The organism is Vibrio profundum (assembly GCF_050337555.1).
GTDB lineage: Bacteria > Pseudomonadota > Gammaproteobacteria > Enterobacterales > Vibrionaceae > Vibrio > Vibrio profundum.
In genome coordinates this window covers 161,179-177,747 of record NZ_JAKJTA010000008.1, presented here as the reverse complement: position 1 = coordinate 177,747, position 16,569 = coordinate 161,179, and the positions used below count along the sequence as shown (strand labels likewise).

At 46.1% G+C, this 16,569-nt stretch carries 11 protein-coding genes; 6 read left to right on the top strand and 5 right to left on the bottom strand.

What is annotated here, in order from left to right; genetic code table 11:
* Positions 1–75 precede the first annotated feature (75 nt).
* The 4 genes from relA to eno all read left to right on the top strand — a co-directional run bounded on the left by relA (position 76) and on the right by eno (position 6,387).
* A complete protein-coding gene (gene relA / locus L4C34_RS09505; RefSeq protein ID WP_428789110.1) occupies positions 76–2,295 on the top strand; it encodes a GTP diphosphokinase in 2,220 nt (739 codons plus the stop codon).
* Positions 2,296–2,386: 91 nt separating this feature from the next.
* Entirely contained in the window at positions 2,387–3,175 is a 789-nt protein-coding gene (gene mazG / locus L4C34_RS09500) for a nucleoside triphosphate pyrophosphohydrolase (protein ID WP_428789109.1), read from the top strand.
* 189 nt (positions 3,176–3,364) lie between these two features.
* Positions 3,365–5,002, top strand: a complete 1,638-nt coding sequence (gene pyrG, locus L4C34_RS09495; RefSeq protein ID WP_428789108.1) for a CTP synthase — start codon at positions 3,365–3,367, stop codon at positions 5,000–5,002.
* Positions 5,003–5,088: 86 nt separating this feature from the next.
* On the top strand, positions 5,089–6,387 hold the full coding sequence (gene eno, locus L4C34_RS09490; RefSeq protein WP_428789107.1) for a phosphopyruvate hydratase: 1,299 nt from the start codon (positions 5,089–5,091) through the stop codon (positions 6,385–6,387).
* A 306-nt stretch (positions 6,388–6,693) separates the two neighbouring features.
* On the opposite strand, the gene mrdA is transcribed toward eno, so the two are convergent.
* From mrdA to L4C34_RS09465, 5 genes are all read right to left on the bottom strand, one after another.
* On the bottom strand, positions 6,694–8,592 hold the full coding sequence (gene mrdA, locus L4C34_RS09485) for a penicillin-binding protein 2 (protein WP_428789106.1): 1,899 nt from the start codon (positions 8,590–8,592) through the stop codon (positions 6,694–6,696).
* A 215-nt stretch (positions 8,593–8,807) separates the two neighbouring features.
* A complete protein-coding gene (locus L4C34_RS09480) occupies positions 8,808–10,028 on the bottom strand; it encodes a multifunctional CCA addition/repair protein (protein ID WP_428789105.1) in 1,221 nt (406 codons plus the stop codon).
* 151 nt (positions 10,029–10,179) lie between these two features.
* Positions 10,180–10,791, bottom strand: a complete 612-nt coding sequence (locus L4C34_RS09475; RefSeq protein WP_428789104.1) for a TIGR04211 family SH3 domain-containing protein — start codon at positions 10,789–10,791, stop codon at positions 10,180–10,182.
* Positions 10,792–11,026: 235 nt separating this feature from the next.
* Positions 11,027–12,286 (bottom strand): inorganic phosphate transporter, encoded by a 1,260-nt coding sequence (locus L4C34_RS09470; protein ID WP_428789103.1) that lies wholly within the window; start codon positions 12,284–12,286, stop codon positions 11,027–11,029.
* 121 nt (positions 12,287–12,407) lie between these two features.
* Positions 12,408–13,088 carry a TIGR00153 family protein gene (locus tag L4C34_RS09465; RefSeq protein WP_428789102.1) on the bottom strand — a complete coding sequence of 227 codons (681 nt, stop codon included), beginning with the start codon at positions 13,086–13,088 and terminating at the stop codon, positions 12,408–12,410.
* Between the two features lie 205 nt (positions 13,089–13,293).
* On the opposite strand from L4C34_RS09465, the gene L4C34_RS09460 reads away from it, so the two are divergent.
* Complete coding sequence (locus tag L4C34_RS09460; RefSeq protein WP_428789101.1) at positions 13,294–14,811, top strand: CYTH and CHAD domain-containing protein; 1,518 nt, start codon at positions 13,294–13,296, stop codon at positions 14,809–14,811.
* Positions 14,812–15,177: 366 nt separating this feature from the next.
* Complete coding sequence (locus tag L4C34_RS09455; protein ID WP_428789100.1) at positions 15,178–16,434, top strand: methyl-accepting chemotaxis protein; 1,257 nt, start codon at positions 15,178–15,180, stop codon at positions 16,432–16,434.
* Positions 16,435–16,569 lie beyond the last annotated feature (135 nt).

Genomic DNA, 16,569 nt, shown 5'->3' with positions numbered 1-16,569 from the left:
CCCCCACTAATATTGTGTAGGAACCGATATGTTTGGTTGTCTGGTACGTATTATTAGATAGATTAGGATGAAAAGATGGTTGCGGTACGAAGTGCTCATTTAACCCCAGACGAACAGTTTGAGTTAGAGAAATGGATTTCCAGTTTAGGGCAAGAGTCTAGCACGGCGAGCAAACTGACCAAGGTTTATCGTCAGTGTGAACAGATGCTAGCAGACAACGAAGAGGCAGCGTTGTTGTTATGGCGAGGAAGGGAAATGATCGAAATATTGGTCACCTTGTCAATGGATCGCGCAACCCTGATTGCCGCTCAGTTGTTTCCTATTGTGGCCAGTGGTGTTTATGATCGGGAGCTATTGGAGCAAAATCACAGTAAAGAAATTATCAAGCTGATTGATGGTGTTGAGGAAATGGCCGCCATTGGTCAACTGAATGCGACGTTAGAAGCAAACTCGGCCTCTGGGCAAATCGATAACGTACGACGCATGCTGCTCGCGATGGTTGACGATTTTCGCTGCGTAGTTATCAAGCTGGCGGAGCGCATTAGCAACCTAATAGAAGTGAAGCAAGCTCCAGACGAAGTGCGCCAAGCCGCGGCCAAAGAATGTGTCAATATCTACGCGCCTCTAGCTAATCGTCTCGGTATTGGTCAGTTAAAATGGGAAATTGAAGATTACGCTTTTCGTTATCGCCAGTCGGATACCTACAAACAAATCGCCAAACAATTGTCCGAGCGTCGTATTGTTCGTGAACAATACATCCAAGATTTCGTCGATGATTTGTCATCTGAAATGAAAGTCTCGCATATTCAAGCCGAGGTAAGTGGCCGGCCGAAGCACATCTATAGCATTTGGCGAAAAATGCAGAAAAAGAGCCTCGAGTTTGATGAGTTATTTGATGTGCGTGCGGTGCGCATCATTGCCGATCGCCTACAGGATTGTTATGCCGCGTTAGGTATCGTGCACACCAAATATAAACACCTACCTTCTGAGTTTGATGACTATGTCGCGAATCCAAAGCCGAACGGCTACCAATCGATTCACACTGTCGTGCTAGGCCCTGAAGGGAAGACGATAGAAATCCAAATCCGTACGAAACAAATGCATGAAGACTCTGAGCTAGGAGTCGCAGCGCACTGGAAGTACAAAGAAGGCAGTAGCGCACGCAGTGGTTACGATGAAAAAATTACTTGGCTACGTAAACTGATTGATTGGCAAGAGGAAATGTCTGATTCAGGTGAGATGCTGGATGAGCTCCGTAGTCAGGTATTTGATGATCGTGTCTATGCCTTTACGCCGAAAGGGGATGTAGTGGATTTGCCAATGGGAGCGACTCCGCTCGATTTTGCCTACCATATTCACTCCGAAGTGGGTCATCGCTGTATTGGCGCGAAAGTGGGCGGCCGGATTGTTCCCTTTACCCATAAACTGACCATGGGTGATCAGGTTGAAATCATTACAGCAAAAGAGCCGAACCCTTCTCGAGATTGGCTCAATCCGTCGATGGGGTTTGTCCATTCAGGGCGGGCTCGGGCTAAAATCAATGCTTGGTTTAGAAAGCAAAGCCGCGAGAAAAACATTGAAGCGGGCCGAGAAATTTTAGAGACCGAACTTGCTCAAATTGGCGCTAACCTAAAGGATGCCGATGAATATGCGCTGAAGCGTTTTAACGTGAATACCGCCGATGAGTTATATGCCGGTGTCGGCAGTGGCGACTTACGTATTAATCAAATCGTTAATCATATTAATTCGCTGGTGAATAAGCCGACGGCAGAAGAAGAAGATCAGCAGGCTTTACAGAAACTACAAGAATCTGAATATAAAAACCCCGCAACCAGCCGTCCGAAAAAAGATGCGGTTGTGGTTGAAGGGGTGGATAACGTAATGACGCATTTGGCGAGATGTTGCCAGCCGATCCCAGGTGATGAGATCAAAGGCTACATCACTCAAGGGCGCGGTATATCTGTCCACCGCAGTGATTGCGAGCAGTTGGAAGAGCTGCACCACCATGCGCCAGAGAGAATCATTGATACCGTGTGGGGGAGTGGATTTGTCGGATCGTACGTGCTGAGTTTGCGAATCGAAGCAATGGAAAGAGGTGGCTTATTAAAAGACATCACCTCGCTATTAGCTAACGAGAAAGTGAAAGTGAACAGCATGCGCAGTCGCAACGATTATAAGCGCCAGTTGTCGGTGATGGACTTTGATTTGGAGATGTCTAACGTGGAAGTGTTAGCACGGGTCATCACTCGAGTGGAGCAGATCAAAGACGTGATGTCGGTGAAGCGTTTGGGTTAGTGGATTCGCAAACCGGACATATTTATTGTTAGGGGCTATTTAGCCCCTTTTCTTTATCGGCAGGAAAAACGATGAACAGTAGGAATAAACGATGACTCACCCAATAGAGCAATTAGAAAAAATCATGACCCAGTTGCGTGATCCCGATACAGGTTGTCCTTGGGATCAAAAGCAAGATTTCGACACCATTGTTCCGCATACAATTGAAGAAACCTACGAAGTCGTGGATGCGATTTGTCGCCGCGATTGGTCAAATTTACAAGAAGAGTTGGGTGACTTACTCTTCCAAGTGATTTTCTACAGTCAGATGGCGGATGAAAAAGGACTTTTCGATTTTCGTGATGTGGTGGAGACCGTCAATGAGAAACTGACGCGTCGCCATCCTCATGTATTTGCTGGGGTTAATGTCGCGGAAAGCGAACTCAATAAAAATTGGGAGAAAGAGAAGGCCAAAGAAAAAAGCCGCCTTGGCCATGTAGAGAGCAGCATACTTGATTCTCTTCCGCAATCGTTGCCCGCCCTTGCTAAAGCCAATAAAATCCAGAAAAAGTGTGCCTCGGTGGGTTTTGATTGGACCAGCTTAGAACCAGTGCTTGCCAAAGTGAATGAAGAAATTGACGAAGTAATGGCCGAAGTGGAAGCCGAGCCTCAAGAGCAGCCCAAGATAGAAGAAGAGCTAGGGGATTTACTCTTTGCGACGGTGAATTTCGTGCGTCATTTGAAAGTAGACCCTGAAGTGGCACTGACGAAGGCGAACCAAAAGTTTGTGAAACGCTTTCAAAGCGTTGAGCAGCAAGTTCACGCTCAAGGTCATAAAATGGAAAATCTCGACCTCGATGAATTAGAAGCGATTTGGCAGAAGGTGAAACAGCGAGAGTAATGCCTAATATTTTGAAAATATGAATGAAATTCAGGCGTAAAAAAGCAGTAGCAGCGAGCTTGATTTAAAACAAATAGAAAATAAGACACTGTGATATATTTCACGTTGTGGGAGTTATGGGCTTCTGGTATAGTTTCATCCCGTCCAGATGAAACTCATTTATCTCATTCAACCAACTTCAGGTTAAACATGACGACAAATTATATTTTTGTTACTGGCGGGGTTGTATCCTCTCTAGGTAAAGGCATTGCAGCGGCCTCTCTTGCAGCGATTCTAGAAGCTCGTGGTCTTAAAGTGACTATGATGAAGCTTGATCCATACATCAACGTTGATCCGGGCACAATGAGCCCAACTCAGCATGGTGAAGTGTTCGTTACGGAAGATGGCGCTGAAACCGACCTAGACCTTGGTCACTATGAGCGATTCATTCGCACCAAGATGAGCAAGCGCAACAACTTCACTGCAGGTCGTGTTTACTCAGACGTTCTAGCGAAAGAGCGTCGCGGTGATTACTTAGGCGCAACAATTCAAGTTATCCCTCACATTACTAACGCGATCAAAGATCGTGTGATTGCGGGTGCTGAAGGCCAAGATGTGGCTATTGTTGAAGTTGGTGGTACGGTTGGTGATATCGAGTCATTACCGTTTATGGAAGCCATTCGTCAACTTGCAGTTGAACTAGGTCGTGAACGCGCTATGTTCATGCACCTTACATTGGTTCCTTACCTAGCCGCAGCAGGCGAAGTGAAAACTAAACCAACCCAGCACTCTGTAAAAGAGCTGCTATCGATTGGTATCCAACCAGATATCCTTGTTTGCCGTAGCGATCGTACGATTCCGGCGAACGAGCGTAAGAAAATCGCACTGTTCTGTAATGTTCAGGAAAAAGCGGTTATTTCGATGCGAGACGTTGATTCTATCTACAAGATCCCACAACTTATCAAAGCTCAAGGCTTAGATGATTTAGTGTGTACTCGTTTTGGTATTACTGCACCTGAAGCAGACTTATCAGAATGGGAACAGGTTATCTACGAAGAAGCGAACCCAACCGCTGAAGTTACCATTGGTATGGTCGGTAAGTATATTGAACTGCCGGATGCGTACAAATCGGTTAACGAAGCACTGAAGCACGCAGGTCTTAAGAACCGTTTGAGCGTTAATATTAAGTATGTTGACTCTCAAGATGTGGAAAGCAAAGGCGAAGAAGTATTAGCTGGCCTAGATGCTATCTTAGTACCTGGTGGTTTTGGCGATCGTGGTATCGAAGGTAAGATCCGCGCTGCACAATTTGCACGTGAAAATAAAGTCCCATATCTAGGCATTTGTCTAGGTATGCAAGTGGCGCTTATCGAATACGCTCGTAATGTAGCGGGCTTAGAAGGCGCACACTCTTCAGAATTTAATAAAGACACGAAATACCCAGTTGTTGGTTTGATTACTGAATGGGTTGACGGTGAAGGTAAGGTTGAAGAGCGTACTGCAACCTCTGACTTAGGCGGAACAATGCGTCTAGGTTCTCAGCTTTGCCACCTAGAAAAAGGCACCAAAGCACATGCTTTGTACGGTAGTACGACTATCCATGAGCGTCATCGTCACCGTTATGAAGTGAACAACGTGATTCGTCCAAAACTAGAGAAAGCTGGCCTGAAAGTGTCTGGTTTGTCTGCGGACAAGAAGTTAGTTGAGATGATCGAAAACCCAGAACATCCTTGGTTTGTAGCCGCTCAATTCCACCCAGAGTTTACGTCGACGCCACGTGATGGCCATCCGTTATTCTCCGGCTTTGTGAAAGCCGCTGGTGAAAATTCTCGCGGTGAATTGAAGTAAAAAATATTGGCAGTAGCAAGATTTCTTGCTGCTGCCTTTTTAGTTTTAACCTTTGTATTTTGTATTTTGAACGAGAGGAAAGCTCAATGTCTAAGATCGTTAAAGTATTAGCTCGTGAAATCATCGATTCACGCGGTAACCCAACAGTAGAATCAGAAGTACACCTAGAAGGTGGTTTTGTTGGTATGGCTGCAGCTCCATCAGGTGCATCAACAGGTTCTCGTGAAGCACTAGAGCTACGTGATGGCGACAAAACTCGTTTCCTAGGTAAAGGTGTTCTTAAAGCAATCGAAGCTGTAAATGGCCCAATTGCAGAAGCGCTAATCGGCAAGAATGCAAAAGATCAAACTGCTATCGATGCAGTGATGATCGACCTTGACGGTACTGAAAACAAATCAAACTTCGGTGCAAACGCGATTCTGGCAGTTTCTCTAGCGAACGCAAAAGCAGCGGCAGCGTCAAAAGGCATGCCTTTGTTCGAGCACATTGCTGAACTAAACGGTACTGCTGGTCAGTTCTCTATGCCTCTACCAATGATGAACATCATCAACGGCGGTGAGCACGCAGACAACAACGTTGATATCCAAGAGTTCATGATCCAACCAGTTGGTGCTAAGACTCTTAAAGAAGGTCTACGTATTGGTGCTGAAGTATTCCACAACCTAGCTAAAGTTCTTAAGTCTAAAGGCTACAGCACTGCCGTTGGTGATGAAGGTGGTTTCGCTCCTAACCTTAAGTCTAACGCTGAAGCTCTAGAAGTTATCGCAGAAGCTGTTGCAGCTGCTGGTTACGAACTAGGTAAAGACGTTACTCTTGCTATGGACTGTGCTGCATCTGAGTTCTTCGACAAAGAAGCTGGCATCTACAACATGAAGGGCGAAGGTAAAACTTTCACTTCTGAAGAGTTCAACCACTACCTAGCTGAACTAGCGAACAACTTCCCAATCGTTTCTATCGAAGACGGTCTTGACGAGTCAGATTGGGATGGCTTCAAGCACCAAACTGAACTTCTAGGCGACAAGCTTCAAATCGTTGGTGACGATCTATTCGTTACAAACACTAAGATTCTTGCTGAAGGTATCGAGAAAGGCGTAGCTAACTCTATCCTTATCAAGTTCAACCAAATCGGTTCTCTAACTGAGACTCTAGCTGCTATCAAGATGGCTAAAGATGCAGGTTACACTGCAGTCATCTCTCACCGTTCTGGCGAAACTGAAGATGCAACTATCGCTGATCTAGCGGTAGGTACTGCTGCAGGTCAAATCAAAACGGGTTCTATGAGCCGTTCTGACCGTGTCGCTAAGTACAACCAACTTATCCGTATCGAAGAAGCACTAGGTGAGCGTGCTCCTTACAACGGTCTTAAAGAAGTAAAAGGTCAATAATTCACTCTGAATTATTAACTTAGCTTTGATGAACGCCTCGCTTTGCGAGGCGTTTTTTTATCCGGGAAATCTATAATTCTCGTAGCTGGTCGGAAAATATGAAGAATTGGTCGGTTAAAGCTGATTGGTGAAGACCGATCGGTTAAAACAGATCGGTTAAACGAATCGGTTAAACGAATCGGTATATTAAAAAAGCGCCCGAGGGAATCAGGGCGCTTTAAATCCGCTAAGGGCAACTTGTTGATTAGGTTATGTTGACTAGAGCATCTAGTTGATGCCCAACCTTTCTAAGGCTCGATGACCACGTCACATATCGGCTTTTTTACCATCTAGATTTTCCATGCAGTAATCGAGAACTTTACGTGCCATCGGAGCGGCGGTTTTTGCGCCATAGCCTCCGTGTTCAATGATGATTGTAACGACGAATTTAGGGTCTTTAAACGGTGCAAAGCCCGTATAGAGTGAGTGGTCGTGCAGGTGAACTGAAAGCTTCTCGGCATTATAGTTGCTGTTATTTAGGTTGAATACCTGAGAGGTACCGGTCTTACCACCACTGGAATATGGCGCATGTCGAAACGAGTATCGGCCAGTTCCTAATGGTCCCATATTTACAAGGTGCATGCCTTCCAATGCAATATCCCAGTCTTTCTTTGGTACCTTAGGCATTAGCTGTTTAGTTGTGTAATGTTCCATGACTAAGTTTTTAAACTGGGTTCCATGCTCGATAGTTGCTCTTAGAAAATGTGGCGGCTCAATCTTACCGTGGTTAATTAGAATACTGGTTGCTTTCGCGATCTGCATATTAGTCGCTGTCCAGTAACCCTGCCCAATCCCGACAGGGATGGTATCACCTTGATACCAAGGTTGATGGTGGCGAGCTTGTTTCCATGCGCGGGTTGGCATATTCGCGCTACTTTCCTCATTGATATCGAGCCCAGAGTCTTGACCAAAACCAAACTTGTCCATCCAAGTTGAGAGGCGGTCTATCCCCATATCGAATGCAATTTGATAGAAAAATGAGTCAACGGATCGTTCTAGCGCTGTATAGATATTTACTTCACCATAGCCCCATCGATCAGCATCACGCCAGACTTGCTTTGATCGGGAGTGAGGGAGATGCCAGCGGCCGTGGTCATCACGAGTCGTGGTTGGCGTCACGACTCCTTCATCTAAAGCGGCAACAGTGATAAAAGGTTTCACAGTGGAGCCGGGTGGGTAGATACCTAATGTGGCTCGGTTCAAAAGCGGATGCTTGGGATCATCAAGTAGCTTACGGTAGGCTTTGCTGGAAATCCCATCGACAAACGGGTTTGGGTCATAACTTGGGCTTGAGACCATCGCTAACACGCTGTCATCGTTAGGGTCTAGTACAACGATGCTACCGGGCTTTGGCTGTGCGTGAATCAAGTCGAACACATGTTGCTGTAAGTCGACATCGATATTGAGCACAATATCTTTTCCTGGAACGGGGGGTACGTATTGCAGGATGCGGATCACGCGACCATGGCTGTTCACTTCAACTTTTTCGTAGCCTTTGGTTCCATGCAATAGGCGCTCATAGTGTTTCTCTATACCTATTTTACCAATGTATTTGGTGCCGTCGTAGTTGTCGTCTTCGCCGTCTGCTTTAAGTTTCGTTTCTTCTCGATCGTTGATTCGGCCTACATAGCCTAAAACATGAGTCAAGACTTGACCGTAAGGATAATAGCGCTTTAGTCCTGCAGAGACTGACAATCCCGGGAATTCATATTCATGTACGGAGAACGCCGCGACTTGTTCATCGGTTAAGTCCGTTAAGAAGTCTTTGGCTTGAAAGCGGCGGCGCCAGCTATGACATAAGGTTAAAAATTGCTGCACCTGCTCATCAGTGAGTGAGATATATTTCTGCAATTCTTTCACTGTTTTTTCTGGATTAATGACTTTATCAGGGGTGACGTCGAGGTTGTATACTGTGATATTCCGTGCGAGCACTTTGCCAGTACGATCATAGATCAATCCGCGAGGCGGTGGCACCGGTAACACCTGAATGCTGTTGTCATTCGATTGCGTGGTATAGCTTTTGTAGTCGGTAATTTGTAGCTTGTACAAATTGGTGATCAAAGCAATGACGAGTAAGATTAGGACGGTGAATGCAATAAATGCACGCCGACGGAATAAATTGACCTCTTGCGCATGATCGCGAAGTCTATCTCGACCTAGGTTCATTGTTTGATCTCTATAACAGGTTTATTGAAAATAGCCGACGAAGTATACATTGAATTTGTATTTGAGTGAGCGAGGATTTTGGGATTCTTTGTTATTTATTCGTCACAATAAACGAGGGTGTCTGTATATCGTTGCCAAGGTTTGTCGGGTCAACGCTTTCCCTCGTTCGGTCTCACTCTGAGGGAAGAAACCGTTTTCTGGAATGAAACGTCCGCCTACGTTTTCTCTGCTAAGCGAATAGCATCTAAGCGGCGCTTTTCTAACTGTGGTTTTATATCGGAACCTGTGAAGCCATCGCGAATGATGGATTGCACGTCTACGTTTAATGCCACTTGATAGGCTTGCTCAAATCGATGGCGCTGAGGGTACGGCATCTCTTCTAGCCCTTTTCGGCCAGCGTGATCAGCTTGGCAGCATAGTAAAACCTGCTCTAGACGTTCAGGCTTTCGCCAAGCATCCACTTTATTTAGCACCTTTAACACGGTCGCTTCTCGCAGTTCATTGGCACGGTGGACGTTGGTATGTTGCTCGCAAACGAGTAACGCCAGCTGGCGATAATCTTTCGGTACTCGCAGGCGGTCACACACTTGCTCAATAATTGATAGGCCGCGGTGCTCATGCAGTTTGTGGCTTGGCCACTCTTCTTTTGGGGTTACCCCTTTACCAAGGTCATGCAGTTGGGCTGCAAAGCGAACGAGGGGCGAATTGGACAGAGCAGCAGCTTGCTCTGCTACCATCAACACGTGTAGACCGGTATCGATTTCAGGGTGCCACTTTTCTGGCTGCGGAATGCCAAATAAGCAATCTAGTTCGGGCAAAATACAGTTAAGAGCGCCACATTCGTGTAGCACTGATAGGAACATATGTGGGCTATGGGTTTGTAGTGATTTATGCCACTCCTGCCATACTCGTTCAGCGGTTAAGTGTGCTAGCTCGCCAGCATTGGAAATTCGCTTCATCAGCGCCATAGTTTCTGGGGCAACGGTAAAGCCTAAGTGATGCAACTTAGCCGCAAAACGTGCCACTCTCAGTACTCTTAGTGGGTCTTCCGTGAATGCTTCGGAGACGTGGCGCAGAATACGTTTATCCAGATCAGCTTGTCCGCCATAGGGATCAATTAGATGGCCGCTGCTGTCTTGTGCCATGGCGTTAATCGTGAGATCTCGGCGCATTAAATCTTGCTCTAGGGTGACATCTGGCGCGAAGTAGCACTCAAACCCAGTATAGCCGTGGCCGCTTTTTCTCTCAGTGCGAGCAAGTGCATGCTCTTGCTTGGTTTTAGGGTGTAAGAATACAGGGAAGTCTTTGCCCACGGCTTGATAGCCTTGCATCAGCATGTCTTCAGGGGTGGAGCCGACAACCAGCCAATCTTGGTCTGTGACCTCAATCTCGAGCAATTGATCTCGAACTGCTCCGCCGACTAAATAAATCTGCATGGGATCTTCCTAAAACTTGGCAATGAAAGAGAAAACAACGAGCCCAGTACCACTTTTATCAGTGTATGCTAAAGCTCATTAAAACGAGAAATGGCCACTGTTTTGTGGCCATTTATTTACTTAGATATATTGTGCATTTAGTCGTGGCGAGTTATGCCCACTCAGCATGCTTTTTTTTGCGACGTGGAATAAGGTGCGGCAATAATAAGCCAAAGATGAGTCCACCACCGGCTACGCCTCCTCCATACATAAACCACTTCTGCAAGAGGTCGTCTTTTTGGGTGTCTATACGGGCGCGAAGTTGGCGAATTTCAGCTTGAGATTTAGTCAGCTTGTCACTGATGTTACTGTACTTTTGCTCTAAATCTGATATCTGTTGGTTGCGAGCGTCGAGTGACTCGGCCAATCCAGCTTTCTCGCTATCTGCATTAGACTCAGCATTAGCCAGCTTCGCTTTAACATCTTTGAGTTCCTTCGCGAGCTTAGGCAGGCGATCAGCGATGCTTTCTTGATTAGTGATAAAGCGGCTTTCAACCCATCCAGTGCGCCCTCGCTGGTCAACGACTTCAGTATAGCCAGTGTCCTTGTCAGCCTTGAGTAGTTTGACCTTTTCACCCGCATCGACACTACCGATAATTCGGTATTGGTTACTTGGGCCCGAGTGCATGTAAGTAAATAATTTGTCTGCGATATATCTGTCTTGGGCCAGTGCCAGAGGGGCGGTTAGCATAGAGACTAAAAACACGCAAATCAGCTTGTTCACGGCAAATCCTTCAACTTTTCTTTAAATTTTACATTCAAGTTAGGCAACTTTCTGCGTTACATCGCTAGAAAATACTACTTGAGCGGCATGATACCTAAATAGTTTGATGGTATAGGTATTAGGTGGTGAGGAAATAGTAAGTAGTTTCTGAGGCTTGTGCAACAAAGAAGGGAGGTAAAACCTCCCTTTCTGTTCGTTTAAGTCAATAATGACAATGTGTTTACATTAGTTTGACTTAAGAAAATGTCGCTCGAATGGCGTAGAAGAAGATCACTGACAGTAGTGCACCTGCTGGCAGGGTGATGATCCAAGAAGCGACGATGTTACGTACGACACCTAGGTTTAGAGCAGCGATACCACGAGCAAAACCCACACCTAATACGGCGCCCACTAGAGTTTGAGTCGTTGAAATCGGTAAGCCAGTGCCTGAAGCGATGACAACCGTTGTTGCTGTTGCAAGCTGAGCGGCGAAGCCACGGCTTGGAGTCAACTCGGTAATACCAGTACCCACGGTCGCCATAACCTTATGGCCCATTGTCGCAAGGCCGACAACAATACCCACCCCGCCAAGAGGAAGAATCCACCAAGCGATAGCACTCTTACCAGCAACAGCACCTAATTGAGAGACGGTTGAAACGACGGCGGCTAGTGGGCCAATCGCGTTGGCTACGTCGTTGGAGCCATGAGCAAATGCCATTGCACAAGCGGTGATAACCATGAGTACGCTGAATATGCTTTCTACACCTGCGAAGTTATGATCTTCTTCACGGTTGGCAAATTTTTTGCCGATGTAAATATAGCCACCAATCATGACAAGCGCTGACACAAGCGTTGAACATGCCCATGCTTCACCGTTGCTCAAGTTAAGGCCGACGTGGGTCAATCCTTTCTTGATCGTTACTAAGGCAATAACCATAGTGGTGATGAACATGTATACAGGAACAAAGCGTTTCGCATTCATCAAGGGTTTTTCGGTATCGAATATTAGCCGCTGAGCACTGACAAAAATTAAATACGCGAAGAATCCGGCGATGATTGGGGTTACGATCCAGCTGCCGACGATACTTTTCATTGAATCCCAGTTCACCGCTTCAGGGCCAACAGAGACACAAGCGAAGCCAATGATTGCACCAATGATTGAGTGAGTCGTGGATACAGGCCAACCCATATAAGAAGCAAGCAATAGCCAAGTACCTGCGGCAAGCAGCGCGGCCATCATGCCGTACACCAAAATTTCTGGTTGGTGGGCAAATAGAGATGGTTCAATCACCCCTTTGCGAATTGTGTCAGTTACAGAACCACCAGCCAAGTAAGCACCAGCAAATTCAAAGATCATCGCAATAAAGATTGCTTGTTTTACGGTTAGTGCTTTTGAGCCTACAGAAGTGCCCATAGCGTTAGCTACATCATTTGCACCAATACCAATGGCCATTAAAAAGCCAAAAATTGCTGCTGTCGAAATCAGGACCGTGCCGTAATGCGCAAGGATATCCATCGTAATACCTAGTTATTTAGTAACGAATTCAGTAACACTGAGGCGCATCAGATCAGGACGACTTGTTTTGAGTAAGCGCCCTAGAAATTATTGAGATGCGGAATAGTGTACCGTGTTGGTGTTAAGAACGAGAGAGCATAACTTCCAGACGTGCACCAACGCGCTCCGCCTGATCCGCTATACCGCCGACCCATTCTAAGATTTTGTATAAGAACATGACATCAACCGGACTATAGTCAGATTCGATCTCCATCAACTGTTGGCGGAGTTGGATCTGCATAGCGTCGGTATCGTCTTCGATCATATCAAGCTGGTGGATCATCTCGGCAACAAGTGTAACCTCGCGGCCTTTAAATCCAGTTTCCAGTAACTCGTCAAGCTCGTTGATTACTTTTTGTGCTTGCTTTGCCGCATCGAGGCAACGCTTTACATAAGCAATGAAGTTCTCTTGAAGAGGTGCTGGAATCACCAATTGACGGCCATAAACACGGCCAGCAATATCTTTTGCTAGATTAGCAAGTTTATCTTGTTGAGTGAGAAGCTCTAACATGTCACTACGATCAACAGGCATAAATAGCCCGCGAGGTAGCTTCAAGCGAATTTCACGCTTTAGTACATCAGCTTCTTTCTCAAGATGAGAGATTTGAGCGCGGATTTCTCCGGCTTTTTCCCAGTCACCTTTTGAACTTACTTCAAAAAAGTTGACTAGATGTGAAGCACATTCGTTTACACAAACGATGTGGCGTTGCAAAGGCTTTATAGGGGACTTTGCAAATAACCCCATAATGGTATTCACTGGCATGGTCATTCAACCTAATAAATATAACCTTAAAAAAACATACACCATGTTATGGCGAAATGTTGAGCGATGGCTATAAAGGCGCGCATGTTAACCCATAAAATTCCACTTTAAAACAGTTTTAGAGCATCTTATGTGAGATATTTCTTTCTTGCTCCGTAAGAAAATTGGCAATATCCTGTGACTATCTGCTTTGAAAGGTATCACTATGGAAACTGAGATAGAACTGAAGTTTTTTGTATCCCCTGATTTTTCTACACATTTACAGCAAATCATTACTGGGCAAAAGGTCCTTCAGCACAGTCGAAAAACCCTAGAGAATACCTATTTCGACACGCCAGATCATTGGTTGCGACAACATGATATTGGTTTACGTATCCGCCGCTTTGACGATGTGTTTGTGCAAACGACGAAAACTTCTGGCCGAGTGGTCGCAGGTTTGCATCAGCGCCCAGAATACAACGCTGAACATACGAACAATGTGCCAGATCTTAGCCTTCACCCTGAAGATATTTGGCCGCCGGGGCAAGCACTGCCTAAGCTTCAAGCCTTGCTAGCTCCTTTGTTCTCCACTAATTTCGTCCGTGAGCAGTGGCTCATCGGCATGGATGATGGCAGCCAAATCGAACTGGCGTTTGATCAAGGTTGTGTGATAGCAGGGGAAAAGGACACCCCAATTTGCGAAGTGGAGTTGGAGCTGCGTTCTGGGCAAACGGATGCGTTATTTTCGCTCGCGAGGGTATTGTGTGAAGCGGGAGGCGCGCGCTTAGGTAACGTAAGTAAAGCGGCCCAAGGCTATCGTTTGGCGTTAGGGATGTCGAGCGGTGAAGCGAAAGAGCTGCCATTGGTCCAAACGCTAGATAGTGACAACATAGAAACCTGCTTTATTAAGTCGATAGAACATGGATTGAAGCATTGGCAATATCATGAGCAGTTGTATACCGAAGTTCAGCCAGCTGACGCTTTGATGCAATTACGCCATGGTGTGATTTTTATTCGTCAGCTATTGGTCACATTTGCAAGCGTGGTACCACGTAAAGCCAGTGCAGTATTGCGCCAAGAACTGAAGTGGTTGCAGCAAGAGCTTGAATGGTTGGGCAAGCGAGCTTGTATTGATGATTTATCAGCGGAAAAAGGCCATGCGCTCCGCAAACTGGATGCCCGTAAATATTTGCTTTCAGAACTGAAATCTCAATCTTGTGCTTTACCAAGCCAAGAGGATATGTTGACGTTGTTAACCTCTGCTCGATATACCCGTTTGTTGCTCGACTTGAGTCGTTGGGTTCTGATGCGGGGCTGGCGACCCTTTCTTGATGAAGCATCGAGTGCAGCGATTGCAAAACCGGTACGTGACTTTTCTGTTGTTCAGCTTGATCGAGCTTGGAATGAGTTATCAGAAAAGTTTGCTCCGGAATTATCGTTATCGAAGGTGGACTATATAGAGCAGCAGCGCTTGCTTAATCGTAACCTTTATACGGGGATCTCATTTGCGGATCTGTATGATCTTGAGGAGCGTAATCAATATCGATTGCCTTGGGGCGATTTATTGCAAGGTATTGAAGATTTGCTGGCACTAGATCCGCTGGAACGACTCGTTGCTCAACTAGAAGAGGAAGACGCCAGTCAGTTGAGTAAATGGTTGGCTCGCCAAGAAGCTTCTATCTTGCATGCGATGGAGCAAACCAGAAACATTTGCCTAGAAGCTCGGCCTTATTGGCAGGAGTAACATGTTTTAACGGGAGCCTTTGCTCCCGTTTTCAATTCTTGGCCTACGGTCCTCCTCATTTTCCTCCCCGTCCCTTGACCTTCTTCTCCCACTTTAATTTATGAAATGCGAGTTAGCTCAACATATTGCGTCGATTGTGATAATTAGATGTTTAGCTTTATCTCTGTGCGTCGATACACCTATAGACGAGGTTGGCTGGTTTGCATTGTGCGACTAATCGGAGTGTTTTCTACCGGAACCAGATCAATAAACGGAACTCAGTTTGTATTTATAGTGCTGTGTAAATACCAGCAAGTTTGACCTTATTTGTTGGGCATTGCAGTGCAAATCCTGCTAACGATAGAGCGATTAAAGTGGAGAATAACAATGACAGCTATGGTCTTTAAACCATGGGAGCGAGTGGTAACGGACGTTCGGCTTGTGTCCAAAATGATAATCTTAATGATATTTAGTACCGTACTTATCATAGCCAAGCAATTGTGGGACGCTAGCACCTTTTACCACGCCCTCTTCGGCGCCACAAAAAATGCAGAGGTTGCACAGAAACACTATGAAGCATACTTGGTTCATGCCGCTTGGCAGACCGTGATATTGATTGCCGTTTTCGCTGTGATTTTGTTAGCAGCCGCGCGCATCATGCTCAAGCAAATCCAATATTTGAGTGAAGCGATTAAGAGAATGGCGGCGAAAGATCTTTCTATGCCGATCCAAATGGAGTGCCGTGATGAATACGGTTATATTTCACGCGAATTAGAGAAAACCCGTTTGCACCTTCAAGATGTAATCAGAACTCAGGTGAGTTCTTCTAACGAGCTGTCGACATTAACGGAAAGCATGACCATCAGCATGTCGGAGACTAAGCAATCCGCTCAAGAAGAGTTTAGTGAAATAGATATGCTCGCGACGGCAATGAGCGAAATGAGTTCAACGGTTCAGACGGTAGCAGGTCATGCGCAAAATGCCTCATCACTGACTGAAAATGCGTCTCAGCAAGCGCAGACTGGGCAACAGTTTGTGCAAGGTACCGTCGCTAAAATTAGTGAGCTGTCGGATGACATTTCATCTTCGGCTCAGGCGGTTAATCAAGTAGAGCAAAGTGTTGAATCGATCGGTAGCGTGGTTGGCACCATCCAAGGTATTTCTGAGCAAACTAACCTACTTGCATTGAATGCAGCGATTGAAGCGGCGCGTGCAGGTGAAGCGGGGCGTGGCTTTGCTGTTGTTGCCGATGAGGTAAGGAACTTGGCGCAGCGCACTCAGCAAGCAACCGTTGAGATTCAAGAGATGATTAGCCTGCTACAAAATAGCGCAAAATCCGCCGTCTCTTTGATGGAAAAGAGTGTCGAAGAAGCGGCTGAAGGGGTGAGCTTGGTAACGAACGCCGGCAGCGAGCTTGATGGTATTGTTGAACAAGTGAACCAAATTAACGATATGAATTTCCAAATCGCAACGGCAGCTGGCCAGCAAAGTAGTGTTGCCGAGGAAATGAACCAAAACCTCACGAACGTGCGTGGCTTGGTAGAAGCCTCGGTGGTGGTGGTCGGCGAACTGCTCGATACGTCTCACATCATGCAGTCAAATGCCCAAGAGTTGGACGGTAAAATTACGTCTTTCCAAGTGTAATTAAGCTCGTCAACTTCTGTGCTAGCGCCCACTTTTTAGTGGGCGTTTTTTATGGCGATGATCTTTGCCGCGTTCTTGGTGTAACGGCTACCTCTGTTCTTGCCAATGATGGATAAAATTCTTACTCTGGGGAGC

Coding starts and splice junctions, on each gene's coding strand:
- relA (WP_428789110.1), top strand. CDS start 76: ATGGTTGCGGTACGAAGTGCTCATTTAACCCCAGACGAACAGTTTGAG.
- mazG (WP_428789109.1), top strand. CDS start 2,387: ATGACTCACCCAATAGAGCAATTAGAAAAAATCATGACCCAGTTGCGT.
- pyrG (WP_428789108.1), top strand. CDS start 3,365: ATGACGACAAATTATATTTTTGTTACTGGCGGGGTTGTATCCTCTCTA.
- eno (WP_428789107.1), top strand. CDS start 5,089: ATGTCTAAGATCGTTAAAGTATTAGCTCGTGAAATCATCGATTCACGC.
- mrdA (WP_428789106.1), bottom strand. CDS start 8,592: ATGAACCTAGGTCGAGATAGACTTCGCGATCATGCGCAAGAGGTCAAT.
- L4C34_RS09480 (WP_428789105.1), bottom strand. CDS start 10,028: ATGCAGATTTATTTAGTCGGCGGAGCAGTTCGAGATCAATTGCTCGAG.
- L4C34_RS09470 (WP_428789103.1), bottom strand. CDS start 12,286: ATGGATATCCTTGCGCATTACGGCACGGTCCTGATTTCGACAGCAGCA.
- L4C34_RS09465 (WP_428789102.1), bottom strand. CDS start 13,088: ATGCCAGTGAATACCATTATGGGGTTATTTGCAAAGTCCCCTATAAAG.
- L4C34_RS09460 (WP_428789101.1), top strand. CDS start 13,294: ATGGAAACTGAGATAGAACTGAAGTTTTTTGTATCCCCTGATTTTTCT.
- L4C34_RS09455 (WP_428789100.1), top strand. CDS start 15,178: ATGACAGCTATGGTCTTTAAACCATGGGAGCGAGTGGTAACGGACGTT.